The sequence below is a fragment of the Paraburkholderia sp. HD33-4 genome, from assembly GCF_021390635.1.
Lineage (GTDB): Bacteria > Pseudomonadota > Gammaproteobacteria > Burkholderiales > Burkholderiaceae > Paraburkholderia.
Genome location: NZ_JAJEJS010000001.1, coordinates 3,783,729 through 3,807,866 on the forward strand (window position 1 = coordinate 3,783,729; position 24,138 = coordinate 3,807,866).

23 protein-coding genes and 1 riboswitch are annotated in these 24,138 nt (G+C 66.2%); of the genes, 17 read left to right on the forward strand and 6 right to left on the reverse strand.

Annotated elements, in window-relative coordinates; all coding sequences use genetic code 11:
• Positions 1 to 318 precede the first annotated feature (318 nt).
• The 3 genes from L0U84_RS16785 to L0U84_RS16795 all read left to right on the forward strand — a co-directional run bounded on the left by L0U84_RS16785 (position 319) and on the right by L0U84_RS16795 (position 2,445).
• Entirely contained in the window at positions 319 to 1,098 is a 780-nt protein-coding gene (locus L0U84_RS16785; RefSeq protein ID WP_233851258.1) for a DeoR/GlpR family DNA-binding transcription regulator, read from the forward strand.
• Positions 1,099 to 1,406: 308 nt separating this feature from the next.
• A complete protein-coding gene (locus L0U84_RS16790) occupies positions 1,407 to 1,604 on the forward strand; it encodes a hypothetical protein (RefSeq protein ID WP_168991437.1) in 198 nt (65 codons plus the stop codon).
• A gap of 187 nt (positions 1,605 to 1,791) precedes the next feature.
• On the forward strand, positions 1,792 to 2,445 hold the full coding sequence (locus L0U84_RS16795) for a TetR/AcrR family transcriptional regulator (protein ID WP_233851260.1): 654 nt from the start codon (positions 1,792 to 1,794) through the stop codon (positions 2,443 to 2,445).
• Between the two features lie 57 nt (positions 2,446 to 2,502).
• On the opposite strand, the gene L0U84_RS16800 is transcribed toward L0U84_RS16795, so the two are convergent.
• Positions 2,503 to 2,877: a hypothetical protein gene (locus L0U84_RS16800; RefSeq protein WP_233851262.1), complete on the reverse strand. Its 375-nt coding sequence runs from the start codon at positions 2,875 to 2,877 to the stop codon at positions 2,503 to 2,505.
• A 181-nt stretch (positions 2,878 to 3,058) separates the two neighbouring features.
• On the opposite strand from L0U84_RS16800, the gene glpD reads away from it, so the two are divergent.
• The 3 genes from glpD (at position 3,059) to L0U84_RS16815 (ending at position 7,179) form a co-directional block, all read left to right on the forward strand.
• Positions 3,059 to 4,606: a glycerol-3-phosphate dehydrogenase gene (glpD, locus tag L0U84_RS16805; RefSeq protein WP_267939650.1), complete on the forward strand. Its 1,548-nt coding sequence runs from the start codon at positions 3,059 to 3,061 to the stop codon at positions 4,604 to 4,606.
• A gap of 255 nt (positions 4,607 to 4,861) precedes the next feature.
• On the forward strand, positions 4,862 to 6,361 hold the full coding sequence (gene glpK, locus L0U84_RS16810) for a glycerol kinase GlpK (RefSeq protein ID WP_233851264.1): 1,500 nt from the start codon (positions 4,862 to 4,864) through the stop codon (positions 6,359 to 6,361).
• A gap of 131 nt (positions 6,362 to 6,492) precedes the next feature.
• Positions 6,493 to 7,179, forward strand: coding sequence for an HAD family hydrolase (locus L0U84_RS16815; RefSeq protein WP_233851266.1), 687 nt, complete (start codon positions 6,493 to 6,495; stop codon positions 7,177 to 7,179).
• 94 nt (positions 7,180 to 7,273) lie between these two features.
• Here L0U84_RS16815 and ribB read toward each other — a convergent pair whose 3' ends face one another.
• The 4 genes from ribB to L0U84_RS16835 form a co-directional block, all read right to left on the reverse strand.
• Entirely contained in the window at positions 7,274 to 7,993 is a 720-nt protein-coding gene (ribB, locus tag L0U84_RS16820; protein ID WP_211193395.1) for a 3,4-dihydroxy-2-butanone-4-phosphate synthase, read from the reverse strand.
• A gap of 147 nt (positions 7,994 to 8,140) precedes the next feature.
• Positions 8,141 to 8,322: riboswitch (FMN riboswitch) on the reverse strand.
• Positions 8,323 to 8,460: 138 nt separating this feature from the next.
• Positions 8,461 to 9,162: a helix-turn-helix domain-containing protein gene (locus L0U84_RS16825; protein ID WP_233851267.1), complete on the reverse strand. Its 702-nt coding sequence runs from the start codon at positions 9,160 to 9,162 to the stop codon at positions 8,461 to 8,463.
• A gap of 130 nt (positions 9,163 to 9,292) precedes the next feature.
• Complete coding sequence (locus L0U84_RS16830) at positions 9,293 to 10,459, reverse strand: MFS transporter (RefSeq protein ID WP_233851268.1); 1,167 nt, start codon at positions 10,457 to 10,459, stop codon at positions 9,293 to 9,295.
• A gap of 57 nt (positions 10,460 to 10,516) precedes the next feature.
• On the reverse strand, positions 10,517 to 10,906 hold the full coding sequence (locus L0U84_RS16835; protein ID WP_233851269.1) for a VOC family protein: 390 nt from the start codon (positions 10,904 to 10,906) through the stop codon (positions 10,517 to 10,519).
• A 109-nt stretch (positions 10,907 to 11,015) separates the two neighbouring features.
• Between L0U84_RS16835 and L0U84_RS16840 the strand changes: the two genes are divergently transcribed.
• The 7 genes from L0U84_RS16840 (at position 11,016) to lnt (ending at position 18,943) form a co-directional block, all read left to right on the forward strand.
• Entirely contained in the window at positions 11,016 to 11,969 is a 954-nt protein-coding gene (locus L0U84_RS16840) for a LysR family transcriptional regulator (protein WP_233851270.1), read from the forward strand.
• 155 nt (positions 11,970 to 12,124) lie between these two features.
• Entirely contained in the window at positions 12,125 to 13,510 is a 1,386-nt protein-coding gene (gene miaB / locus L0U84_RS16845) for a tRNA (N6-isopentenyl adenosine(37)-C2)-methylthiotransferase MiaB (protein ID WP_233851271.1), read from the forward strand.
• 61 nt (positions 13,511 to 13,571) lie between these two features.
• Complete coding sequence (locus tag L0U84_RS16850) at positions 13,572 to 14,675, forward strand: PhoH family protein (protein WP_233851272.1); 1,104 nt, start codon at positions 13,572 to 13,574, stop codon at positions 14,673 to 14,675.
• 90 nt (positions 14,676 to 14,765) lie between these two features.
• Entirely contained in the window at positions 14,766 to 15,227 is a 462-nt protein-coding gene (gene ybeY, locus L0U84_RS16855; protein WP_233851273.1) for an rRNA maturation RNase YbeY, read from the forward strand.
• A gap of 53 nt (positions 15,228 to 15,280) precedes the next feature.
• Positions 15,281 to 15,940: a gamma-glutamylcyclotransferase gene (locus L0U84_RS16860; RefSeq protein ID WP_233851274.1), complete on the forward strand. Its 660-nt coding sequence runs from the start codon at positions 15,281 to 15,283 to the stop codon at positions 15,938 to 15,940.
• A 220-nt stretch (positions 15,941 to 16,160) separates the two neighbouring features.
• Positions 16,161 to 17,066 carry an HlyC/CorC family transporter gene (locus L0U84_RS16865; protein WP_233851275.1) on the forward strand — a complete coding sequence of 302 codons (906 nt, stop codon included), beginning with the start codon at positions 16,161 to 16,163 and terminating at the stop codon, positions 17,064 to 17,066.
• Positions 17,067 to 17,185: 119 nt separating this feature from the next.
• Positions 17,186 to 18,943 (forward strand): apolipoprotein N-acyltransferase, encoded by a 1,758-nt coding sequence (gene lnt, locus L0U84_RS16870; protein WP_233851277.1) that lies wholly within the window; start codon positions 17,186 to 17,188, stop codon positions 18,941 to 18,943.
• 134 nt (positions 18,944 to 19,077) lie between these two features.
• Here lnt and L0U84_RS16875 read toward each other — a convergent pair whose 3' ends face one another.
• Positions 19,078 to 19,692 (reverse strand): glutathione S-transferase C-terminal domain-containing protein, encoded by a 615-nt coding sequence (locus L0U84_RS16875; RefSeq protein WP_233851279.1) that lies wholly within the window; start codon positions 19,690 to 19,692, stop codon positions 19,078 to 19,080.
• A 208-nt stretch (positions 19,693 to 19,900) separates the two neighbouring features.
• Between L0U84_RS16875 and L0U84_RS16880 the strand changes: the two genes are divergently transcribed.
• The 4 genes from L0U84_RS16880 (at position 19,901) to L0U84_RS16895 (ending at position 24,085) form a co-directional block, all read left to right on the forward strand.
• A complete protein-coding gene (locus L0U84_RS16880; protein ID WP_233851280.1) occupies positions 19,901 to 21,331 on the forward strand; it encodes an aminopeptidase P N-terminal domain-containing protein in 1,431 nt (476 codons plus the stop codon).
• Positions 21,332 to 21,337: 6 nt separating this feature from the next.
• The gene (locus tag L0U84_RS16885; RefSeq protein WP_233851281.1) at positions 21,338 to 22,591 is read left to right on the forward strand and encodes a UbiH/UbiF/VisC/COQ6 family ubiquinone biosynthesis hydroxylase; all 1,254 of its coding nucleotides are present in this window, start codon (positions 21,338 to 21,340) and stop codon (positions 22,589 to 22,591) included.
• Between the two features lie 187 nt (positions 22,592 to 22,778).
• The gene (gene dusB / locus L0U84_RS16890; RefSeq protein ID WP_233851282.1) at positions 22,779 to 23,855 is read left to right on the forward strand and encodes a tRNA dihydrouridine synthase DusB; all 1,077 of its coding nucleotides are present in this window, start codon (positions 22,779 to 22,781) and stop codon (positions 23,853 to 23,855) included.
• A complete protein-coding gene (locus L0U84_RS16895; RefSeq protein ID WP_008919619.1) occupies positions 23,852 to 24,085 on the forward strand; it encodes a Fis family transcriptional regulator in 234 nt (77 codons plus the stop codon). The genes dusB and L0U84_RS16895 overlap by 4 nt, the downstream gene beginning before the upstream one ends.
• The last annotated feature ends 53 nt before the right edge of the window (positions 24,086 to 24,138 follow it).

Sequence of the window (24,138 nt, forward strand, 5' to 3'; positions counted from 1 at the left end):
CGCCGGCACGAAAAAGTCGCCGGACATCATGGGAAAGGTTGTAAAGCAGGTAAATCGCGGAACCCAGGATTGCATCGCGAAGCGGGCCAAAAAACAAATTCATTTATCAAATGAATAAATGCGTATCGCGCCTGAATGACGGTTCGGAGCGGATTCGAAACCTCCGCGTGAAGTTTATGCGGACTGCGTCAGTTGGCGGACAAGGGGCCCGATGGTCTTACAATAGCCGCAACCGCGCTCTTCGTCGGCCGCGCTTCCGGCCGGCTGGTCGATGATCGAGGCGAACCGCGCCGACACTACAGCCACCACCCGAGACCCATGACACGAGACCCCCGCCTGACTCTCAACGCCCGGCAACAGGAATTGCTGGAGTGGGTGCAACGCGACGGCTTCGTGACCGTGGACGACCTCGCGAGCCACTTCGACGTCACCCCGCAGACGATCCGCCGCGACGTCAACTGGCTCGCCGATATGAATCTGCTGCGCCGCTATCACGGCGGCGCCAGTCTGCCGACCAGCTCCGAGAACGTCTCCTACACCGCGCGTCAGCGCATGTTTCATGAGGAGAAACGACGCATCGCGGCGCTGGTGGCCACTCACATTCCCGATCAGGCGTCGCTGTTCATCAACCTCGGCACGACCACCGAGGAGGTGGCACGCGCGCTGAACCGCCACCACGGCCTGCGCGTGATCACCAACAATCTGAACGTCGCGAGCATGATGAGCGGCTACCCGGATTGCGAAGTGCTGGTGACGGGCGGCATCGTGCGGCCTTGGGACAAGGGCATCGTCGGTGAACTGGCGATCGATTTCATCCGGCAGTTCAAGGTCGATTTCGCGATCATCGGCACGTCGAGCATCGAAACGGACGGTACGCTGCGCGATTTCGACACGCGCGAAGTGCGTGTCGCCGAGGCGATCATCGAGCATGCCCGCACCGTTTTCCTTGCCGCCGATCACTCCAAGTTTGGCCGCCCGGCGCTAGTTCGCCAGGGACATCTGGAGCAGATCGACGCGCTGTTCACCGACGCCGCCCCGCCCGCCGACATGGCCGAAGCACTGAGCGCCGCCAACTGTCAAATCTATATTGCCGGATAATTCCAGGCGTTCTCCGCCATGCTGCGGTGCACGCAAAACTTCGAGTGAAATCAAGAATTTGACTCCGAGGCCTGACCGCCGATCGCGCATCCAATTGTCAAATGGAAAATTTACGGGGACCAGGTTGGCGTTTCATCGGTGCTCGCCTACACTCCAGTTCCCCAGCGTGCGTTGCGAGTTTCGCACGGCGTCGGTTGTGTGAATCTGTCGTGTAAGCCGTACCTCCCGCCCTGATCCTTTAGCGGACGCCGCCCCGGCCTGCCGGTCGACTGCAAGGCTGTCCGTGATTTGCTGACATGGAGAGAACGATGCTGAGTCCGCATGAATTCGCCACGTTGTTGCTCGTCAAGGACGCCCCCAACCAGGTCGAAATGGACCGAGAAGAACTCGATGCGTTGCTCGAACGCCAACTGGTGCAACTCGAACGCCTCGCATCGGGCAACGAAGAATGGCGCGTGACCGAATCCGGCGACACCGCATTGCGGGCCATCAAACGTTATTCCTGAGTTTTACCTGAAGTTGCTTCGAGAGTGGTTGGCGGCGTGTTCACGCCGCCTTCGCGGTTGCGCGCCGCTCTCATCTTCCGACTTCGCATCACTCAATTGAACTGACAGCGGGCCGCCTTCGCGGCCCTTTGTTGTGCGCATCTCATTTACACAGTAAATTCACGCGACGGACTTCCCGCCCTCGCGCATGCCCAAGACCCTCTCCGCCGACCAGATCCAGCAGTTTCGCGAAGCCATGCGGCGCGTCGCCGAAAATGCGTTTGCGACGCGCGGCGCGCAAGGCGTGACGATGCGCGAACTGGCGAAGGAGCTCGGCTGCAGCGCGATGACACCGTATCGCTATTTCCGCGACAAAGAAGAGATTCTGGCGATGGTCCGCGCCGCCGCGTTCAACCGTTTCGCCGCGCGGCTCGAAGCGGCCGCGCAAGCCATCCCCGCGAACGCCCCGGCCATCGATCACAGCGCCGTCAGCCGGGCCTACGTCGCCTTCGCGCTCGATGAGCCGCACGCTTACCGTTTGATGTTCGATCAGACGCCGCAACAGCAAGGCGCTTTCCCCGAACTGGCCGCGGCGTCGCAGCGTGCGTGGCGTCTGCTCGAAGCGCATTTCGAGCGGCTCGTCGCGGCGGGCGTTCTCGAAGGCGACCCGCGCCTGATCGGCTATGCGTACTGGACGAGCCTGCACGGTTTCACGATGCTCGCGCTCGCGAACCAGCTGCCGCCCTCGGCGGCGCAACAGGCTGATTCCGCCGGCGACAGCGGGCAGCAACCATCGCGCGAAGCCGTGTTCGCGCAAATTTTGCGCATGCTGTGGCGCGGAGCATTGGCGCCGCACAAGTGAAGCTCGGCGCCGGGCAGGCGGCGCGAGAAGCAGGCTCGTCGGTCGAGCCGCGGCCGCTTATCCGTTACGCAAGGTGGGGTCGACCGCCGAACGCCAGCTGATCGCCCTTGCGCGCTGCTCATTGAAAAACTCGACCCACTGGTTGCGCACCTTCGGATCGCTGCTCCCCGCCTCGCTCGCATGGCGCTGCGCAATCGACGCCTGGAACGCGCAGAAGTCGTCGTTCGACAGCCGGCCGCGCCGGTTCGCCACGTAGGCATCGAAAAACGTCTCGTAGACGATCTGCGCGTCGCTGCCGTAATCGACGGTTTGCGGCGAGCACATCTTCTGCAACGCCTCGAACGACGTCGCGCCCCTCGTCCCCTCCAGACTCGGCGTACTGACGCATCCCGCCATCAGCGCCGCCGCACCGATCATCAATAGTCCACGCATACATCACCTCGAAATGGCTGCTGCCGAGAGTATCGTCCGCGGCCGCACGTTGCGCCACTCCCTGCCCATTCGGCCTGGGCTCGCTCGGATCAAGCGAACTTTACTTTTTCGAATATGTTCATTAAAGTTCGAAAACGAACATGAACCGTTCGATTAGCTTTCCAACCTACTTCCAGATTCGATGCAGAGGACTCAGCCGGTGGCACAAGGCACGAAATACGATTTGCTCGTCGTGGGTGGCGGGATCAATGGCGCCGGCATCGCCCGCGACGCGGCCGGCCGTGGCCTGTCGGTGCTGCTGTGCGAGCAGGACGATCTGGCCGCGCATACGTCGTCGGCGAGTACCAAGCTGATCCACGGCGGCCTGCGCTACCTCGAGTACCGCGAGTTCGGGCTCGTGCGCAAGGCGCTGCAGGAGCGCGAAACGTTGCTGCGCGCGGCGCCGCACATCATCTGGCCGCTGCGCTTCGTGATGCCGCATATGCCGGATCTGCGCCCCGCGTGGCTGATCCGCGCGGGTCTGTTCCTGTACGACCATCTGGCCAAACGCGAGCTGCTGCCGGGCTCGCGCGGCATCGTGATGAGCCGGCATCCGGCCGGCGCCCCGCTCGTCGATTCGATCACGCGCGGCTTCGTTTATTCGGACGGCTGGGTCAACGACGCGCGCCTCGTCGTGCTGAACGCGCTCGACGCGCATGAGCGCGGCGCGACGATCCTCACGCGCACGAAGCTGGTCAACGCCGAGCGCGCTGCCGGCGAGTGGCGCGCGCGACTGCAACGCACGGACGGCACGACGCTCGACGTGCGCGCCTCGGCCATCGCGAATGCGGCGGGCCCGTGGGTCGGCGAGCTGCTGAAAGGCGCGCTCGGCCTGCCGTCCACGCATAGCGTGCGGCTCGTCAAGGGCAGCCACATCGTCACGCGGCGCCTGTTCGAGCACGACCACGCGTACATCTTCCAGAACCCCGACAAGCGGATCATCTTCGCGATTCCGTACGAGCAGGACTACACGCTGATCGGCACCACCGACCTCGAATATCGCGGCGACCCGTCGCAAGTCGCGATCGACGCCGATGAAACGCAGTACCTGTGCGATTCGATCAACCGCTACTTCAGGCAGAAGATCTCGCCCGCCGACGTGCGCTGGAGCTATTCGGGCGTGCGCCCGCTGCTGGAGGACGAGAGCGCGGACAATCCGTCGGCGGTCACGCGCGACTATTCGCTCGAACTCGACGCGCCCGCGCAAGAGGCGCCGCTGCTGTCGGTGTTCGGCGGCAAGATCACGACCTTTCGCAAGCTCGCCGAGCAAGCGGTCGATACGCTCAGCGAGGCGCTGCGCCGCGACGCGGCCGCGTGGACCGTCGGCGCGCCGCTGCCGGGCGGCGACATCGCACAGGCGAACTTCAATCGCTTTCTCGGCGAGTTCTCCCGCGAGCATGCGTGGCTGCCGGCGTCGCTCGCGCATCGGCTCGCGCGCGCGTACGGCACACGCGCGAGTCGCGTGATCGGCCTCGCGCGCTCGCGCGCCGAGCTCGGCCGCGAGTTCGCGCCGGGACTGCACGAAGCCGAGCTGATTTATTTGCGCGATACCGAATGGGCGCGTAGCGCGCAGGACGTGCTGTGGCGGCGCTCGAAGCTCGGCCTGCACGTCGCGCCGGGCATGCTCGAGCAAGTCACGCGCGACATCGACGAATGGTTCGCGCGCGAGCCGGCCCGGCAGAGCGCGTAGGCGGCACGCGCGGGCAAACGGGCATTCGCCGTCAAAAACGGCAGCCAACGCAACCTGGCGCGACTCCGGGCGAAACAAACGGGCGCCGATGGCAACGGCGCACGCCGCCCGCAAGCCCCGCGCCGGCCCCAGCGCAGCTTCGGCTGGACGACACCGGGACGCGCCCTCACACTATGGCGGCCCGCTCACAACAACACGCCGCTTGCATCGCCGGGCAGCAATCCGGCGATCCGCAACATGCATGGAGAAGAGACAATGCAGGATCAGTACGTCCTCGCGCTTGACCAAGGCACCACCAGCTCGCGTGCGATGCTGTTCGACCGGCGCGGCAACGTCGTGTCGACCGCGCAGAAGGAATTCCAGCAGATCTACCCGCAGCCGGGCTGGGTCGAACACGATCCGCAGGAAATCTGGTCGACGCAGGCCGGCGTCGCCGCCGAAGCGGTCACACGAGCCGGCATGAACGGCACGTCGATCGCGGCGATCGGCATCACGAACCAGCGCGAAACCACCATCGTCTGGGATCGCGAAACCGGCCACCCGATGTACAACGCGATCGTCTGGCAGGACCGCCGCACAGCCGACTTCTGCGACGAGCTGAAAGCACAGGGTCTTGAAGCGAGCGTGCGCGCGAAGACCGGTCTGCCGATCGACTCGTACTTCTCGGCAACCAAAATCCGCTGGATTCTCGACAACGTCGAAGGCGCGCGCGAAAAAGCGCGTCAAGGCCGGCTCGCGTTCGGTACCGTCGACAGCTGGCTCATGTGGAATTTCACGAAGGGCGCGCTGCACGTCACCGACGTGACCAACGCGTCGCGCACGATGCTGTTCAACATCCACACGCTGAAGTGGGACGACGAGCTACTCGCCGCGCTCGACATTCCGCGCAGCATGCTGCCGGAAGTGCGGCCGTCGTCGGAGGTATACGGACCGACCGTGACCACCGTGTTCGCGTCGAAGATCCCGCTCGCGGGCATCGCCGGCGATCAGCACGCGGCGCTGTTCGGCCAGATGTGCACCGAGTCGGGCATGGTGAAGAACACCTACGGCACCGGCTGCTTCCTCGTGATGAACACCGGCAGCCAACCGATCGAGTCGAAGAACAATCTGGTCACGACGATCGCGTGGCAGATCGGCGATCGTATCGACTACGCGCTCGAAGGCAGCATCTTCATCGCCGGCGCGGTGGTGCAGTGGCTGCGCGACGGTCTCGGCATCATCAAGAACGCGGCGGAAATCGAAACGCTCGCGCGCGGCGTGCCACATTGCGACGGCGTGTATCTTGTGCCCGCGTTCGCCGGGCTCGGCGCGCCGCACTGGAATGCGCATGCGCGCGGCACGCTGTTCGGGCTCACGCGCGGCACGACCTCCGCGCATATCGCCCGCGCGGCGCTCGATTCGATCGCGTATCAATCGCTCGATGTGCTGAAGGCGATGGAAGCCGACTCGGGCATTCGCATCGGCGAGTTGCGCGTGGATGGCGGCGCCTGCGCGAACAATCTGCTGATGCAGTTCCAGGCCGACATTCTCGGCGTCGACACCGTGCGCCCCCAGGTGTCGGAGACGACCGCACTCGGCGCCGCCTACCTGGCCGGTCTCGCGGTCGGCTACTGGAAGGACATCGACGAACTGAAAAGCCAGTGGAAGCTCGAACACCGCTTCACGCCGGCGCTGCCGCACGCGGAGGTCAAAACCTGCCTGGATGGCTGGCAGCGCGCGATCCGCGCGGCGAAGGCCTGGGCCGACACGCCGTAAGGCGGTAAGGCCGCGGGCGCGCGGAACGCCCAAAGGACGAGCTCCGAAAGCTCGTATGATGACGCTTTTCACCCCGGTGAGCGGGCCCGCAACCCGCCACCCGCGCGCCTTGCGCTTACCGTTTTTCAGGCATGATCGACCACCTCATCTGTGACTGCGACGGCGTGCTCGTCGACAGTGAAGTCATCGCCGATCGCGTGATGTTCGACACGCTGACGGCCACCTTCCCCGGCCTCGATTTCGCCCCGGTCGTCAAAACCGCGTTCGGCCAGCAAACCTCGCGCTTTCTTGCCGGCCTCGAAAAGCAGTTCGACATCGCGCTGCCCGCGAACTTCCTCGATACGATCGAGCACAATGTCGAGCTCGCGCTGGCCGCGTCGCTCGGTCCGATCCACGGCGTGCGCGACGCGCTGCAACGCGTGACGCTGCCGGCCGCGGTCGTGTCGAACAGCCGCATGACGCGGGTCAGCGCATCGGTGCGGCGAGCGGGTCTGCAGCAGATTTTCGGCGAGCGTGTGTTCAGCGCCGAGCAGGTTGCGCGGCCGAAGCCGTATCCCGACGTCTATCTGTTCGCGGCCGCGACGCTCGGCGTCGAGCCGGCGCGCTGCCTCGTCGTCGAGGACAGCGTCGCGGGTTTGAACGCGGCGCGCTCGGCAGGCATGAAGACCGTCGCGTTCGTCGGCGCGAGCCATATTCCGGATGGCTACGCGGATGCACTGCGCGCGATGGGCATCACACGGATCATCAAGCACATGGATGAATTGCCGGCGCTGATCGAAGCGGGCGTGCGCGGCGAGTTCGGCGACGTGCAGTCGTAGCGGTTTTTGCGAGGTCAGTAAAAAAGCCGGTTCTTGTTCCAAAGAACCGGCTTTTTGCGTCATGACGCCGCGTGCCGCTCGATGGATTGACCCGTCAAGCCTCGGCCATCGCGCCCTCGCGCACCTGCGCGAGCGCCTCGCGAAACTCGACCAGCTCGGCGATCGTCAGCATCGGCAGATCGTGTTGCGCGGCGAAGCGCTCGACGTCCGCGCCGCGCGTCATCGTGCCGTCGGCGTTCATCAGTTCGCACAGCACGCCGGCCGGCTTCAGGCCAGCGAGGATCGCCAGATCGACGGTGCCTTCGGTGTGACCGCGCCGCGCCAGCACGCCGCCGGGCATCGCGCGCAGCGGGAACACGTGGCCGGGGCGCACGATGTCGGCGGGTTTGGCCGTATCGGCGATCGCGGCGCGGATCGTCGTCACGCGATCCTGCGCGGACACGCCGGTGCTGACGCCTTCGCGCGCTTCGATCGACACCGTGAACGCGGTGCCGTGACGGCTTTCGTTGTTGACGGCCATCGGCGGCAGTTCGAGCGCCCGGATCTTGTCGTCGGGCAGGCACAGGCACACGATGCCGCTGCATTCGCGGATCAGCAGCGCCATCGTTTCGACCGACAGGCGCTCGGCCGCGACGATCAGATCCGCTTCGTTCTCGCGGTCGTGGTCGTCCTGCAGCACCACGGCGCGACCCTCGCGCAGCGCCTGCAAGGCGGCGGCGATACGCGGCGGTACGGCTTCGGTGGCAAGCAGAGGGAGATCGGCGAACGCATCGTCTGCGATCGTCGACGGAGCGGGAAAAGTAGCAAAGGACATGGTTGAAACGCTCATCGCAAAAGTTGGGCGAGAAACGTTTCAGGGCATTGCAAACAGACTGACGCGCGCCGCCGAGCGCCGCGCAAAAGCGGGTGCTCATCCGCCGCCCAGGCCACAGGCGGTGTCGCGGAACGCACATGACTATCTGCACATCTTCTTCCATCCGGACTATGACCGTCGGCTCTGGCATCTAACCAGATCTGCTGACCCCGCAGTTGTCTTCGCTATTCCGAAGACCACGGTGCGGGCGCTCGCGGGCTTGCCGGCTCGCGCTGTCGCGCTGCCGGCCTACCGCCGGTGGGGAATTTCACCCCGCCCTGAAGACGCACTGATTGCCGGTTCGACCGGCCGGCGAAGCATACAACAGTCGCGCGGGAACTGCAGCGCGACGAAAAAAGACCCTACTCACTCCATTGGACCTGCATCGACGCGCTGACCTGCGTCTGAACCTCGAGCGCCGTCGATCCTCAACCCGGCACGCCTTCGCGCACGGCTTCATCGCGTGCGGCGCCCGCGGCCGGCACTTCCCAGCGCGGCGGCGTCTCGGCCCGCAGCGTCACGCGAAACGCGCGCGCCTCGGTGTCGCCGGGATTGCGCAGGCTGTGCGGTTGATCGGCGTCGAACACGATCGCGTCGCCGGTCGCCAGCAACTGGCGCTGGTCGTGCACGCTTACTTCGAGCGTGCCGTCGCTGACCACCAGATTCACCGTCGTGCCGGGCGCGCGGCGCACGCCCGCTTCGGTATGCAGCGGCGCGATCCGCAGTTCGTGAAACTCGGCGGCGATCGACTCGTCGTCGGGATACAGCGGGCGCACCGAGTAGCGCCCGTTCGCGCTGACCACGCGGGCCGAGCGCTCGGCCGGCAGATGCTCGAAGCCGTTGGTCGCGTGACGCCGCAGGAACGCCGCCACCGACACCTTCAGCGCCGCCGCCACCTTGCACAGCACCTTGATCGACGGCACGCTGCGCGCCGACTCGATCTGCGCGAGCATCGCGCGCGACACGCCGGAAGCACGCGCCAGCGCATCGAGCGAAAGCTGCCGTTCGGCGCGCAGCCGCGCGAGGTTCACGCCGACCAGCTGTTCGAGCGCATCGAAGGGTTCGGCTGGGCGCGGCGCCGCATCGGTATCGGCAGAAGGATCGCGGACCAGCGCGAGCGGGGAATGCATATTGGCCTCCAGAGCGCCGCCCGGCGGCGCAAGAGCAGTAAGTGGAAGCAAGATAGCATCGGCCTTCGCCGCGCCCAACGAAGTTATCTTCACACTGTTATCAGCATTGCGGAGGCAAGCAACTGACGACTCATGCGCGTTGCGGGACTGCCGACGCCGGCGCATCCATGCGCGCCGCGAACCATGTGAGCAGCAGCGCCCCAACGCTGACCGCGGCCGCGACCCACGGCAAGGTATCGAGCGGGTGACCGTGATTGATCACGAGTCCACCGAGCCACGCGCCCGCCGCATTGCCGACGTTGAAGGCGCCGATGTTCAGCGTCGACGCGAGATTCGGCGCGGCGGCGGCCTTCTCGACCACACGCATCTGCAGCGGCGGCACCGTCGCGAACGCCGCGATGCCCCACACGAACACCGTGATGGCGGCGGCCACCGGCGAATGGCTGGTGCGAGCGAACAGCGCCATCACCACCGCGAGCGCGGCGAGGATGCCCATCAGCGACGGCATCAGCGCGCGATCCGCGAGCTTGCCGCCGACCATGTTGCCGACCGTCAGCCCGACGCCGAACAGCACGAGGATCAGCGTCACGCCGCGCGGCGAGAAGCCGCTCACCTGCTCGAGAATCGGCGCGATATAGGTGAACACGACGAACACGCCGCCGAAGCCGAGCACCGTCATCGCGAGCGCGGTCCACACCTGCGGGTCCTTCAGCACCCGCACTTCGTGGCCGAGGCCGGCGGGGCCGGTGTCGTGGCGGTTCGGCAGCAGCGCGCTGATGCCCGCGAGCGACAGCACGCCGAAGCCGCTGACGATCCAGAACGCCGCGCGCCAGCCGAACTGCTGGCCGATGAAGGTGCCGAACGGCACGCCGAGCACGTTCGCGAGCGTCAGGCCCGTGAACATCAGCGCGATCGCGCTGGCGCGCTTTTCGGCCGGCACGAGCGAGGCCGCGACCACCGCGCCGATGCCGAAGAACGAGCCGTGCGCGAACGACGTCACGACGCGCGCGATCATCAGCACCGAGTAGCTCGGCGCCACCGCGCACAGCACATTGCCGACGATGAACACGCCCATCAGCAGCTGCAGCGCGAACTTGCGCGACATCCTGCTCGTGATCACCGCGAGCAACGGCGCGCCGACCGCGACGCCGAGCGCGTAGCCGCTGACGAGCAGGCCCGCGGACGGGATCGACACGGCCAGATCGCGCGCAACCTCGGGCAATAAGCCCATGATGACGAATTCGGTCGTACCGATGGCGAATGCGCTAATCGCGAGCGCGAGTAATGGAATGGGCATTTTTCTGCTCCGGAAATGAGGTGGGATCAGGGATCGGGTTGAAAGGCCTAACAAGGCCTAACGCGCCGCCGTCACGAACTCGATGACGACACCGGGCGCGAGCGCGACGAATAGCTGCTGCTCGGCCGATTGCGCGGGGCTCGCCGGCACCTGCGCGGACTGATGGCCGATGTCGTGCGCGTCGAGCCGCTCGAGCAACGCCTGCCATTCGCCGGCGCTATCGAGCCGAAAGGCGACGTGATCGATGCGCGGCGTGACGCGCCCCACCGCGCTGCCGGAAGCCGACGCGCCGACCAGATGCACTACCGGGCGAGCGTTCGCGTACAACCAGTAGCCGTCGACGGAAAACGGCGGGCGCGCGCCTTCGGTGAGCCCGGCGATGTCGACGAAGAAACGTCGGGCGGTATCGAGGTCGGCGGTGACGATGGTCGCGTGATCGAGTTGCATGGCGTGGGACAGCAGCGGAGTTTCGACGGCTGCATTGTCGCGGCGCGGTGCCAATTTGATAATTGGCGTAGCATTTGAAGCATTTTCAAATTCTGCTTGAAAGCCAGCGATGGACAACCTCGGTGACATCCGCCTCTTCGTCGAAGCGGCGCAGCAAGGCAGCCTGTCGGCGGCGGGCCGCAAGATGGGCCTGACACCGGCCGCGGCGAGCGCGCGGCTCGCCAAACTGGAAGCGCGGCTCAAAGCGCGTCTGTTCGAGCGCACCACGCGGCAGCTGCGTCTTACCGACGAAGGTCGTCTGTATCTGAACTGCTGCCGCCAGGCGCTGCAATCGCTCGACGACGCCGAAGCCGCGCTCCAGGCGGGTCAAGGCGTGGTGCGCGGCAAGGTGCGGGTGTCGGCGACTTCGGACTTCGGCCGCAACCTGCTGATGCACTGGCTCGACGAATTCAACGCGCTGTACCCGGACGTGACGTTCGCGTTGACGCTGTCGGATGCGCTCGCGAATCTGGTGCAGGAGGACATCGATCTGGCGATCCGCTTCGGCGTGCCGCAGGACAGCTCGCTGGTCGCGCGGCGGCTCGCACCGAATCGGCGGGTGCTGTGCGCGTCGCCCGAATATGTCGCGCGCCGTGGCGAGCCGAAGGAGCCGCTCGACCTCGCCAATTTCGACTGCATCGTGCTCGGCACCGCGTCGGGGCCGGCCAGCGAATGGCGCTTCACGCGCGGCGACGAGGTGCAGCATTACAGCGTGCCGTTCGAAGCGGCGCGCGAAACCAACGACGGCGCGGTCGCGCGCGAGTGGGCGCTGCGCGGCTACGGCATCGCGATCAAATCGATGTGGGACGTGGAAGCAGACCTGCGCGCCGGGCGCCTGAAGATCCTGCTGCCGGAGTGGCGCTACCCAGATGCGCCGCTGCACGCGCTGTATCACCGTAACCGCTTCATGGCGCCGCGCGTGCGCGTGCTGCTCGACTTCCTGTCCGAGCGCTTCGCGCAGGTGTCGGACGAACTGGAAAGCCTGCTGGGACTACCGGCGGAGCCCCCGATGCGCGGCCGATGAGCGCCAAAACCCGCGCAGTGTGAAGGGCTATAATATGCAGTTACGCTGCAAAGACACGCGCAAGCCGGCCATCACGCGCCGCGCTGCCCCGCGCCGCGGCCTCCTTCACCTTTTTACGACGCCCCCAGGTTAACCACTGCGACCGGCGAAATTCGATGACCAAGAAAGTTTATGTAAAGACCTTTGGCTGCCAGATGAACGAGTACGACTCCGACAAGATGGTCGACGTGCTCGGTGCCGCTGAAGGACTCGTCAAGACCGACACGCCGGAAGACGCCGACGTGATCCTGTTCAATACCTGCTCGGTGCGCGAAAAAGCGCAGGAAAAAGTCTTCTCCGACCTCGGCCGCGTGCGCGAGCTGAAGGACGCGAATCCGAATCTGATCATTGGCGTGGGTGGCTGCGTGGCGAGCCAGGAAGGCGCATCGATCGTCTCGCGCGCGCCGTACGTCGATATCGTGTTCGGTCCGCAAACGCTGCACCGCCTGCCGCAGATGATCGACGAGCGCCGCGCGAGCGGCCGCGCGCAGGTCGATATTTCGTTCCCCGAAATCGAGAAGTTCGACCATCTGCCGCCCGCGCGCGTCGACGGTCCGAGCGCGTTCGTGTCGATCATGGAAGGCTGCAGCAAGTATTGCAGCTACTGCGTCGTGCCGTACACGCGCGGTGAAGAAGTGTCGCGTCCGCTCGACGACGTGCTGACCGAAATCGCCGGTCTCGCCGACCAGGGCGTGCGTGAAGTCACGCTGCTCGGCCAGAACGTGAACGCTTATCGTGGAAAATTCGGGGGCGCGCTGACCGCGGGCTCGACTGAGATCGCCGACTTCGCGACGCTGATCGAATACGTCGCGGACCTCCCGGGCATCGAACGGATCCGCTACACGACGTCGCATCCGAAGGAATTCACGCAGCGCCTGATCGACACCTACGCGAAGGTGCCGAAGCTCGTCAGCCACCTGCATCTGCCGGTGCAGCACGGCTCCGACCGCATTCTGATGGCGATGAAGCGCGGCTACACCGTGCTCGAGTACAAGTCCGTGATCCGCAAGCTGCGCGCGATCCGCCCGGACCTGTCGCTGTCGACGGACATGATCGTCGGTTTCCCCGGCGAGACAGAGGAAGACTTCGCGAAGATGATGGCGCTCGTCGAAGAGATGAAGTACGACACGAGCTTCTCGTTCATCTACAGCCCGCGTCCCGGCACGCCGGCCGCGAACCTGCACGACGACACGCCGCGCGAGGTGAAGCTCAAGCGCCTGCAACACCTGCAGGCCACGATCGAAGAGAACGTGCAGCGCATCAGCGACGCGATGCTCGGCAAGGTCGAACGCATTCTGGTCGAGCGCCCGGCGCGCAAGGACCCGAACGAGCTCGCGGGCCGCACCGAGAACAACCGCGTCGTCAATTTCCCGGCACCGGTGGCCTCGCATGCACGGCTGATCGGCCAGATGGTCGACGTGAAGATCGTGCACGCGTATCCGCACTCGCTGCGAGGCGAACTCGTGATGGTTCACGACGACAACGCCGCCGTGACCCACTGAGCGCACTCAGCGCACCGGCCGACATTCTGAGTACCGCAACCGACAGGATCGACTCACCGCCTTGAAGACCACTCAGCAGCATCTGGAATTCACCGCACCGCGCGAAGACAACGCGCGGCTCGCCAACCTCTGCGGACCGCTCGACGAAAATCTGCGGCAAATCGAGCAGGCGCTCGACGTGACTCTGTCGCGCCGCGGCCACCGCATCACGATTCGCGGGCGCGGCGCGAAACTCGCGCTCACCGCGCTCGAAAACTTCTACAACAACGCGCGCGATCCTTTGTCGGTCGACGACATCCAGCTTGCGCTCGTCGAAGTGCGCCATCCGGCGCGCCATCGCCCGAACGGCAACGGCAACGGCAACGGCAACGGCAATGGCAATGGCGGAGACGCCGTCGACCCGCGCTTCGCCGGCAATCCCGATCATCCGTTCGACCAGCCCGCCGACACCAACGCGAGCGAAGACGACTTCGAGGAATACGGCCCGAAGCTGTACACGCGCCGCGCGGATCTGCGCGGCCGCACGCCGGCGCAGCGCGAGTACCTGAAGCAGATCGTGTCGCACGACGTCACGTTCGGCGTCGGCCCGGCCGGCACCGGCAAGACCTACCTCGCGGTAGCCTGCGCGGTCGACGCGCTCGAGCGCGACCAGGTCAAGCGCATCGTGCTGACGCGTCCCGCGGTCGAAGCAGGCGAGCGACTCGGCTTTTTGCCGGGCGATCTCGCACAGAAGGTCGATCCGTATCTGCGCCCGCTCTACGACGCGCTGTACGACCTGCTCGGCTTCGACAAGACCGCGAAGATGTTCGAGCGGCAGATGATCGAAATCGCGCCGCTCGCGTACATGCGCGGCCGCACGCTGAATCACGCGTTCATCATCCTCGACGAGGCGCAGAACACGACGCCCGAGCAGATGAAGATGTTCCTCACGCGGATCGGCTTCGGCTCGAAGGCGGTCGTCACCGGCGACACGACCCAGGTCGACCTGCCGCGCGGCCAGAAGAGCGGGCTGATCGAAGCGCAGCAAGTGCTCACGAACGTGCGCGGCATCGCGCTGACGCGCTTCACGAGCGCGGACGTGGTGCGGCATCCGCTGGTCGCGCGAATTGTGGAGGCGTACGATGCGCATGCGCAGAAAACGTCGGCTCCGGCCGATTCGCGCTAAAGGGATGTGCTTCGCCGCGCGAGGCCCACGAAGCCTCGCCGCCACGCCGTAAAAAACGCTCGAGCCACGAACGCCACGCACAGAAACCGCATGAGCCGCACCCCGAAACTGACGTTGACCCTGCAATTCCCCGCCGCCAAAGCCTGGCCGGAACACAAGACGCTGCTGCCGCGCGCGACCGTGGCCGGCTGGATCAAGGCGGCGCTGTTCGCGGACGGCGAACTGACGGTTCGGTTCGTCGATGCCGAAGAAGGCCGCACGCTGAACCGGACCTATCGCGGTAAGGACTACGCGACCAACGTGCTGACCTTCGCCTATGCCGAATCGGAAAATGACCCGGTCACCGGCGATCTGATCCTGTGCTGCCCGGTGGTCGAGAAGGAAGCCGCCGAGCAGGGCAAGCCGCTCGCCGCGCACTACGCGCACCTGCTCGTGCACGGCACGCTGCACGCGCAGGGCTACGACCACGAGGTCGAGGAAGAAGCCGAGGAGATGGAAGCGATCGAGACCGAAATCCTCGGCAAGCTCGGCTTTCCGGACCCTTATCAATAGGCGTCCCGCGTCGCGGCGCCGCCCCTCTCCACGCCAGCCCGATCGATCCCATCGTGAGCACTCCGTCCCCCGAAGCCGAGATCCCCGTGCGCTGCCCGGACTACCCGCCGGTGCTCGGCGACTCGCGACTTCTGACGGATGACGAACTGCGTACGTCGCTCGAATCCACCTTGAGCGGCTGGGACCGCCGCAGCGATCTGTGGCTGTTCGGCTATGGCTCGCTGATCTGGAACCCGGGCCTGCCCACCGTCGAGGCGCTGCGCTCGAAGGTGCACGGCTATCACCGCGGCCTCTATCTGTGGTCGCGGGTGAATCGCGGCACGCCCGAGCAGCCCGGGCTCGTGCTCGCGCTCGACCGCGGCGGCTCGTGCACCGGCATGGCCTTCCGGCTCGCGGCCGATGGCTCGATGCCGCATCTCGAAGCACTGTGGCGCCGCGAAATGCCGATGGGCTCGTACCGTCCCATGTGGCTGCCGTGCGTGCTCGCGGACGGCCGACGCGTCGACGCGCTCGCCTTCGTGATGCGCCGCGACGTGCCGAGCTACACCGGCAAGCTGCGCGACGACATCATTCAGACGGTGCTCGGCTGCGCGAGCGGCCGCTACGGCACGACCTTCGACTACGTGAGCCGCACCGTGCACGCGCTGCGCGAAAGCGGCATGCCGGACCGCGCGCTCGAAGCGCTGCTCGCGCGCTGCAAGCCGGCGGCGTGACCGCGGCATCTCGGCGAAAACCCCACCCCCGACTTTTTTGCCCGCGAGCGCTTTTGCCCGCGTTATCGGTTAGGATGATTCCACGCTCCGCCGTCACGGCGCAGCCGCTCTACCCTGGCTTCGCATATCGCCAAGCCCGGCGGGACACGGTTCCGCCATGCGCCTGGTGTATCCTTTAACGCTCTGCAACAGCGCGCCCAGTCTCGCCGGGCGCACTACCATGAACGACACGTATCCCAGTCGACGTCATACCGGACGCCAACTCGACAAACCGCAGGAAAAGCGCTCGCTGCTCGAGCGCCTGACCGACTTCATCTCGCCCGAGCCCGACTCGCGGGCCGAACTCCTCGAAATTCTGCAGGACGCGCACGAACGCAACCTGATTGACGCCGACTCGCTGTCGATGATCGAAGGCGTGTTCCAGGTCTCGGAACTGAGCGCACGCGACATCATGGTGCCGCGCGCGCAAATGGACGCGATCAACATCGCGGACAATCCCGCGGAATTCATCCCCTACGTGCTGGAAAAGGCGCATTCGCGCTATCCGGTCTACGAGGGCAATCGCGACAACATCATCGGCGTGCTGCTCGCGAAAGATCTGCTGCGCTACTACGCCGAAGAAGAGTTCGACGTGCGCGGCATGCTGCGCCCGGCCGTGTTCATCCCCGAGTCGAAGCGGCTGAACGTGCTGCTGCACGACTTCCGCGTGAATCGCAATCACCTCGCGGTGGTCGTCGACGAATACGGCGGCGTCGCGGGCCTGATCACGATCGAGGACGTACTGGAGCAGATCGTCGGCGACATCGAGGACGAATACGATTTCGACGAGGAAAGCGGCAACATCATCGCGTCGCCGGACGGACGCTTCCGGGTGCGCGCGCTGACCGAGATCGAGCAGTTCAACGACACATTCGGCACGCATTATTCGGACGACGAAGTCGACACGATCGGCGGGCTGGTCACGCATCACTTCGGCCGGGTGCCGCATCGGGGCGAGAAAGTCCGCCTCGAAGATCTGATCTTCGAGATCCTGCGCGGCGACGCCCGCCAGATCCACATGCTGCTGGTGCGCCGCGACCCGCTCGCGGGCCAGCGCGAGCGCGAGACGCAACACGTGCAGACCTGAACCGGCGGCTCGGGCCGATGCACGGCCTGAGCGCCCGCGCGCTTTCATTGCGTGCGCATTTTGCCAACTCGTTTGGCTACCGATTTGCCCTTTCAACTTCCGACGCCGACCGCGCAACAATGGCCGACCCGATCACTTCCCGTTCGCACCGGGGCGTAAGCGCCCCCGCCCCCGCTCCCACCGACGACGGCACGCGCAGCCGCACGCTGCCGCGCTGGCACTACCTCGTCGCCCTGGCCGCAGGGGCGGCCAACACGCTGTCGTTCGCACCGACGCCGCACGGCGGCTGGCTGCAACTCGCGATCTTCGTGTTCTTTTTCGCGTGGCTCACGCGCAGCACCGGCTGGAAAAGCGCCGCGTTGACGGGCGGCGCGTTCGGCTTCGGCAACTTCGTGAGCGGCGTGTGGTGGCTGTATGTGAGCATGCACTACTACGGCGGCATGCCGGCACCGCTTGCCGGCACGGCGCTCGTGCTGTTCTCGCTGTATCTCGCCGTCTATCCGGCGCTCGCCGCGGGGGTGTGGTCGTTCTGCGCGGGCCATGCGCGCAACGGCGCGACCGACGAGCGCGCGCCATTCTCGCCGACCTGGCACGGCGCGCTCGCCTTTGCCAGCGCCTGGGCGATCGGCGAATGGCTGCGCGGCACGGTGTTCACCGGCTTTCCGTGGCTCGCCACCGGTTATGCGCAGGTCGACGGCCCGTTGGCGGGGTTTGCGCCGGTGGTCGGCGTGTATGGCGTCGGCTGGATGGTCGCGCTGACGGCCGCGTTGATCGTGCAGGCGTTGCTGGCGCTGCTGCCGTCGTGGCGCTCCAGGCGTGCAATCGAATCGCGCGATCCGAACGCCAGCGCCGCGGCTGACGTCGACGGCCGCGCCGCGCGACGCCGCGGCACGCGCGTCGCCCCCATCGCCGTGCCTGCCGGCGTCGCGCTCGCGCTGATCGCGATCGGCCTGCTGCTGCCGCTCGTGCAATGGACCACGCCCGCCAATGCGCCGCTGTCGGTGCGTCTCTTGCAAGGCAACGTAAAGCAGGAGATGAAGTTCGAGGAAGCCGGCTTGCGCGCGGCGGTCGACGAGTATCAGCAGATGATCACGTCGAAGCCGGCCGATCTGATCGTCACACCGGAAACCGCGATCCCCGTGCTCGCGCAGCAGTTGCCGCCGAACTTCGCGGCGGCGATCCGCCAGTTCACGGATTCGACCGGCAGCGCGCTGCTGTTCGGCGCGATCGGCGGCACGATCACGCCGGACGGCCGGGTGGTCGACTACACCAACAGCCTGTTCGGCGTCACCCCCGGCTCGCACGAGATGTACCGCTACGACAAGCACCACCTCGTGCCGTTCGGCGAATTCGTGCCGTGGGGCTTCCGCTGGTTCGTGAACCTGATGAACATTCCGCTCGGCGACTTCTTCCGCGGAGCACCGGTGCAGAAGCCGTTCATGGTGCATAACCAGCCGGTCGCGGTGAACATCTGCTACGAGGACATCTTCGGCGAGGAGATCGCGCGCACGCTGCGCGAGAACGCAACGCCCGCCGGCGTGCTGGTCAACTCGACCAATCTCGCGTGGTTCGGCGACACGATCGCGCTCGACCAGCATCTGCAGATCGCGCGCATGCGCTCGCTCGAAACCGGCCGGCCGATGCTGCGCGCCACCAACACCGGCATGACCGCCGCGATCGATGCGAACGGCCGCGTGATCGGGCGCCTCACGCCCTACACGGTCGGTTCGCTCGATGTGAGCGTGCAAGGCACCTCGGGCAACACGCCTTACGTGACGAGCGGCAACAACACGGTGCTGGCGGTGTCGGTGCTGCTGCTCGCGTTCGGTTTCGCGTTCGGACCGGGGATCGCGCGGCGACGCAATACCAGGCTGTAACGCCCGAGCGCCCGCCTGAAGCAACCCCGCCCGCAAAAAAAATGCGCCTGACATGCAGGCGCATTTTTTCATGCAAGGAGCGCGAGCTCCGATTCAGGCTTTCAGCAACCTGAACGGACACTCGCTGATGCTCATCAATCCTTCGGCACCGTATCGATGAACGACTGGCGCAGCGACAGCTTCTGGAAGTGCTTGTCCAGATTCGGATGCGCTTCGCGCCAGTTCAATTGCGGCATCCGGAAGTCCAGATAGCCGAGCGCGCAGCCCAGCGCGATGTCGGCCAGCGTGTAGTGATTGCTCGCGCACCACGGCTTGCTGCCGAGCCCTTGCGACATCGCGACCAACGCTTCGTCGATCTTGCGCTGCTGCCGCGCGACCCACGCGTCCACGCGCTGCTCGGGCGCGCGCTGCGTGCCTTCGAGACGGATCAGCACGGCCGCGTCGAGCACGCCGTCGGCGAGCGCTTCCCAGCAGCGCACTTCGACGCGCTCGCGCCCCGACTGCGGGATCAGCTTGCCGACCGGCGACAGCGTATCGACGTACTCGCAGATCACGCGCGAATCGAACACGGCTTCGCCGTCTTCCATCACGAGACACGGCACCTTGCCGAGCGGGTTGAAGGTGTGAATCCGGGTATCCGGCGCCCAGACATTCTCGGGCACCAGTTCGTAGTCGATCTTCTTGTCGGCGAGCACGATGCGAGCTTTACGCACGTACGGGCTGCCGAACGAACCGATGAGTTTCATCATGACCTTCTGCCTTTTTCTGAATCCGGCGAAAGTATAAGTGGTCAAAGGCGTTCACGAACGTGCCGTCAACATCTTCGCGCGCTGCCTGCGGACCCGCTGTGGACGGATTGCAACATGGCCACGGCCGCCGCGCCGTCGGAATCCGCACAAAGCGAGTCAATGTAGTGCGCGCACCATGGCCGGAGAATCGCGGCGCTACAATCGCACGATGAACCAGCCGACCGAACCCACCATCGCCATCGACGTCTACCGCGCGCGCCGCGAGCGCGTTCTCGCCGCGCTGCGTGCCGCGGGCGGCGGCGTCGCCCTCGTCCCGACCGCGCCGGAAGCGCTGCGCAACCGCGACGCCGACTACCCGTACCGCCACGACAGCTACTTCTACTATCTGACCGGCTTCACCGAGCCCGAGGCGCTGCTCGTGCTCGATGCCAGCGCCGGGCCCGGCGCGCCCGCGTCGATCCTGTTCTGCCGCGAGAAAAGCATCGAGCGCGAGACATGGGAAGGCTTCCGCTTCGGCCCCGACGGCGCGCGCGAAGCGTTCGGCGTCGACGCCGCGTTCCCGATCGGCGAGCTCGACACGCAGTTGCCGCGCATCATCGCCGACAAGCCGGCGCTGCACTACGCACTCGGCAGCTCGGCACATTTCGACGAGCAGGTGCGCGGCTGGCTCGACGCGGTGCGCGCGCAAGGCCGCGGCGGCACCGTCGCGCCGACGGCCGCGCGCGACCTGCTGCCGTTGCTCGACGAAATGCGGCTCGTCAAGGACGACCACGAGCTCGCGATCATGCGCCGCGCCGGACAGATTTCAGCGGCCGCGCATCGTCGGGCGATGGCGGCATGCCGGCCCGGTATCCGCGAGTACGAACTCGAGGCCGAACTGCTCTACACGTTCCGCAAGTTCGGCGCGCAGGCGCCGGCCTATACGTCGATCGTCGCGGCCGGCGCGAATGCGTGCGTGCTGCACTACCCGGCCGGCAACGCGATCGCGCGGGACGGCGACCTGATCCTGATCGACGCGGCCTGCGAACTCGACGGCTACGCCTCCGACATCACGCGCACGTTCCCGGCGAGCGGTCGTTTCACGCCGGCGCAGCGCGAGCTGTACGACATCGTGCTGGCCGCGCAGCTGGCCGCCGTCGCCGCGACGCGCGCCGGCGCGAGCTTCGACGATCCGCACCAGGCCGCGCTGCGCGTGCTGTCGCAGGGGCTGCTTGACACCGGCATCGTGCCGCGCGCGAAGTTCGCGTCGGTCGACGACGTAATCGCCGAGCGCGCCTACGCGCCGTTCTACATGCACCGCACCGGCCACTGGATCGGCATGGACGTGCACGACTGCGGCGACTACCGCGAACGCGGCGCGCCGCGCGACGAGACGGGCGCGCTGCCGTGGCGCACGCTGCACGCGTCGATGGCGCTGACGATCGAGCCGGGCCTGTACGTTCGCCCGGCCGAGGGTGTGCCCGAGCGCTACTGGAATATCGGCATTCGCATTGAGGACGACGCGATCGTGACGCCGACCGGCTGCGAGCTGATCACGCGCGACGTGCCGGTCGCCGCCGACGAGATCGAGGCGTTGATGCAGGAAGCGAGGATGGCCCATGAAGCGCCCCATCAAGCGTCACATCAAGCGAGGACCTGATCCGCGATGAACGAAGCGTCTCCATCCGCGGTGATCCTGAGGCCCGCCTCCCGCCAGCCGGGGTTCGATTTCGACGTGACGATCGTCGGCGCCGGGCCGGTCGGTCTCGCGCTCGCCGGCTGGCTCGCGCGCCGCAGCGTGACGCGCGAACTGAAGATCGCGCTCGTCGACGCGCGCGAGCCCGAAGACTCGATCGCCGATCCGCGCGCGATCGCGGTCTCGCACGGCAGCCGGATGATCCTCGAGCCGCTGCGCTGGCCCGCCGACGCCACCGCGATCGAGCGCATCCACGTGTCGCAGCGCGGTCATTTCGGACGCACGCTGATCGATCATCGCGAACACGGGCTGCCCGCGCTCGGCTATGTGCTGCGTTACGGCTCGATCGTGCACGGCCTCGCGGATGCCGTGCATGCGACGCCGGTCCACTGGTTCCGCTCGACAGCGGCCGGCGCGCCGGTTCAGGAACTCGACGGCGTCACGCTGCCGATCGAAACCGCGGGCGTCGCGCGCCAGTTGCGCACACGGATTCTGGTGAACGCCGAGGGCGGGCTGTTCGGCGATCAGAAGCACGCGAAAAGCGTGAGCCGCGCCCAGGACGAAGACGCCGGCGCAAGCGGCGGCTCGCGCGACTATGGCCAGACCGCGCTGGTCGGCACGGTCACCGTGTCCGCGCCGCGGCCGCACGTCGCGTGGGAGCGCTTCACGTCGCAAGGCCCGATCGCGCTGCTACCGATGGGCGGCGTGCGCGGCGCCGACTACGCGCTCGTCTGGTGCTGCGCGCCCGACGAAGCCGCGCGCCGCACGCAGCTCTCCGACGAAGCGTTCCTGCGCGAGCTCGACGGCGCATTCGGCGACCGCATGGGCCGCTTCACGCACATCAAGGGCCGCGCGTCGTTCCCGCTCGGTCTCAACACGGTCGATACGCTCGTGAACGGTCACATCGTCGCGATCGGCAATGCGGCGCAGACTTTGCATCCGGTGGCGGGCCAAGGCCTCAACCTGGGCTTGCGCGACGCGCATGCGCTCGCCGATGCGCTGTCGGCCGGAGGTCCAACGCCCCTCGCGCTCGCCACCTTCGCGCAACGCCGCGCGCTCGACCGGCGCCTGACGATCGGCTCGACCGACACGCTCGCGCGCCTGTTCACCGTCGACTTCGCGCCGCTCGCGGTACTGCGCGGCCTCGCGCTGACCGCGCTCGAATTCGTCCCACCGGTGAAAACCGCGCTCGCCCGTCAGATGATGTTCGGCCAGCGGCGCTAGTGGCGCGAAACGCCGCGCGGCTCTATGAGTCGCGCGACTTTCATAGAAGATTTAACGGGTTACGAGACTCGGTTCGCGGGTCCCGGCAACCCGTTAACGCTAAAATGGTGGTTTTCCCTCGCATTTCGCGCTGCGCCGGCTGTCACGATTGTCAAATCCTGACCCGTCGTCGGCGCGCGCTTACGTCATGCCCACTCTCGGCCCCCACAATCTGCGCAACAACCTGTTCGTCGCCCCGATGGCCGGCGTAACCGACCGGCCGTTCCGTCAGCTGTGCAAACGGCTCGGCGCGGGTTACGCGGTGTCGGAAATGGTCGCGTCGAACGCGCAGCTGTGGAAAAGCGAAAAGACCATGCGCCGCGCGAACCACGAAGGCGAAGTCGAACCGATCGCCGTGCAGATCGCCGGCGCGGACCCGGAGATGATGGCCGAGGCCGCCCGCTACAACGTCGCGAACGGCGCGCAGATCATCGACATCAACATGGGCTGCCCGGCCAAGAAGGTGTGCAACGTCGCGGCCGGCTCGGCGCTGCTGCAGAACGAACCTCTCGTGCAGCGCATCGTCGAGGCGGTCGTCAACGCAGTCGGCGTCGGGCCCGACGCGGTGCCCGTCACGCTGAAAATCCGCACCGGCTGGAATCGCGAGAACAAGAATGCGCTGAACGTCGCGCGTCTTGCCGAAGCAGCGGGCATTTCGATGCTGACCGTCCACGGCCGCACGCGCGCCGACCTGTACCACGGCGACGCCGAGTACGAAACCATCGCCGCCGTGAAAGCGGCGGTGGGTATTCCGGTCGTCGCGAACGGTGACATCACGTCGCCGCAAAAGGCGCGCGAGGTGCTCGCCGCAACCGGCGCGGACGCGATCATGATCGGGCGCGCCGCGCAGGGCCGTCCGTGGCTGTTCCGCGAAATCGAGCATTTCCTGCAAACGGGCGAGTTGCTGCCGCCGCCGCGCATCGACGAAATCCAGCAGGTGATGAACGAGCATCTCGAAGATCACTACGCGTTTTACGGGGAATTTACCGGGGTTCGCACTGCGCGCAAGCACATCGGCTGGTACACTCGCGGCCTTTCCGGCGCCAACCTGTTCCGGCATCGCATGAATACGCTGGACACCACGCGCGAACAACTCCTCGCCGTCAACGAGTTCTTTGACGCGCAAAAGGCGATCTCAGACCGCCTCGTCTACGTCGACGAAGCGCCCGGCGACCCCGGGCTCGACAACCAGGACGAGAACAACACAGACCGACTAGCAGCATGAGCAAGAACAATATCGAACAATCTGTCCGCGACAGCCTGGACGTGTATTTCCAGGATCTCGACGGCTCCAATCCGCACGACGTCTACGACATGGTCATTTCATGCGTGGAAAAACCCTTGCTCGAAGTGGTGCTCGAGCAGGCCGGCGGCAACCAGTCGCTGGCCGCCGAGTATCTCGGCATCAACCGCAATACGCTGCGCAAGAAGCTGCAACAACACGGTTTGCTGTAGCGCGTTGTAGTTTCTAGCGCCCTGCCACGTTTCCCCTTCGGCTTTTCGTCTTC

Excerpts from the sequence above, each read along its gene's own strand:
- L0U84_RS16785 (WP_233851258.1), top strand. The coding sequence starts at position 319 with ATGACACGAGACCCCCGCCTGACTCTCAACGCCCGGCAACAGGAATTG.
- L0U84_RS16790 (WP_168991437.1), top strand. The coding sequence starts at position 1,407 with ATGCTGAGTCCGCATGAATTCGCCACGTTGTTGCTCGTCAAGGACGCC.
- L0U84_RS16795 (WP_233851260.1), top strand. The coding sequence starts at position 1,792 with ATGCCCAAGACCCTCTCCGCCGACCAGATCCAGCAGTTTCGCGAAGCC.
- L0U84_RS16800 (WP_233851262.1), bottom strand. The coding sequence starts at position 2,877 with ATGCGTGGACTATTGATGATCGGTGCGGCGGCGCTGATGGCGGGATGC.
- glpD (WP_267939650.1), top strand. The coding sequence starts at position 3,059 with ATGCAGAGGACTCAGCCGGTGGCACAAGGCACGAAATACGATTTGCTC.
- glpK (WP_233851264.1), top strand. The coding sequence starts at position 4,862 with ATGCAGGATCAGTACGTCCTCGCGCTTGACCAAGGCACCACCAGCTCG.
- L0U84_RS16815 (WP_233851266.1), top strand. The coding sequence starts at position 6,493 with ATGATCGACCACCTCATCTGTGACTGCGACGGCGTGCTCGTCGACAGT.
- ribB (WP_211193395.1), bottom strand. The coding sequence starts at position 7,993 with ATGTCCTTTGCTACTTTTCCCGCTCCGTCGACGATCGCAGACGATGCG.
- L0U84_RS16825 (WP_233851267.1), bottom strand. The coding sequence starts at position 9,162 with ATGCATTCCCCGCTCGCGCTGGTCCGCGATCCTTCTGCCGATACCGAT.
- L0U84_RS16830 (WP_233851268.1), bottom strand. The coding sequence starts at position 10,459 with ATGCCCATTCCATTACTCGCGCTCGCGATTAGCGCATTCGCCATCGGT.
- L0U84_RS16835 (WP_233851269.1), bottom strand. The coding sequence starts at position 10,906 with ATGCAACTCGATCACGCGACCATCGTCACCGCCGACCTCGATACCGCC.
- L0U84_RS16840 (WP_233851270.1), top strand. The coding sequence starts at position 11,016 with ATGGACAACCTCGGTGACATCCGCCTCTTCGTCGAAGCGGCGCAGCAA.
- miaB (WP_233851271.1), top strand. The coding sequence starts at position 12,125 with ATGACCAAGAAAGTTTATGTAAAGACCTTTGGCTGCCAGATGAACGAG.
- ybeY (WP_233851273.1), top strand. The coding sequence starts at position 14,766 with ATGAGCCGCACCCCGAAACTGACGTTGACCCTGCAATTCCCCGCCGCC.
- L0U84_RS16865 (WP_233851275.1), top strand. The coding sequence starts at position 16,161 with ATGAACGACACGTATCCCAGTCGACGTCATACCGGACGCCAACTCGAC.
- lnt (WP_233851277.1), top strand. The coding sequence starts at position 17,186 with ATGGCCGACCCGATCACTTCCCGTTCGCACCGGGGCGTAAGCGCCCCC.
- L0U84_RS16875 (WP_233851279.1), bottom strand. The coding sequence starts at position 19,692 with ATGATGAAACTCATCGGTTCGTTCGGCAGCCCGTACGTGCGTAAAGCT.
- L0U84_RS16880 (WP_233851280.1), top strand. The coding sequence starts at position 19,901 with ATGAACCAGCCGACCGAACCCACCATCGCCATCGACGTCTACCGCGCG.
- L0U84_RS16885 (WP_233851281.1), top strand. The coding sequence starts at position 21,338 with ATGAACGAAGCGTCTCCATCCGCGGTGATCCTGAGGCCCGCCTCCCGC.
- dusB (WP_233851282.1), top strand. The coding sequence starts at position 22,779 with ATGCCCACTCTCGGCCCCCACAATCTGCGCAACAACCTGTTCGTCGCC.
- L0U84_RS16895 (WP_008919619.1), top strand. The coding sequence starts at position 23,852 with ATGAGCAAGAACAATATCGAACAATCTGTCCGCGACAGCCTGGACGTG.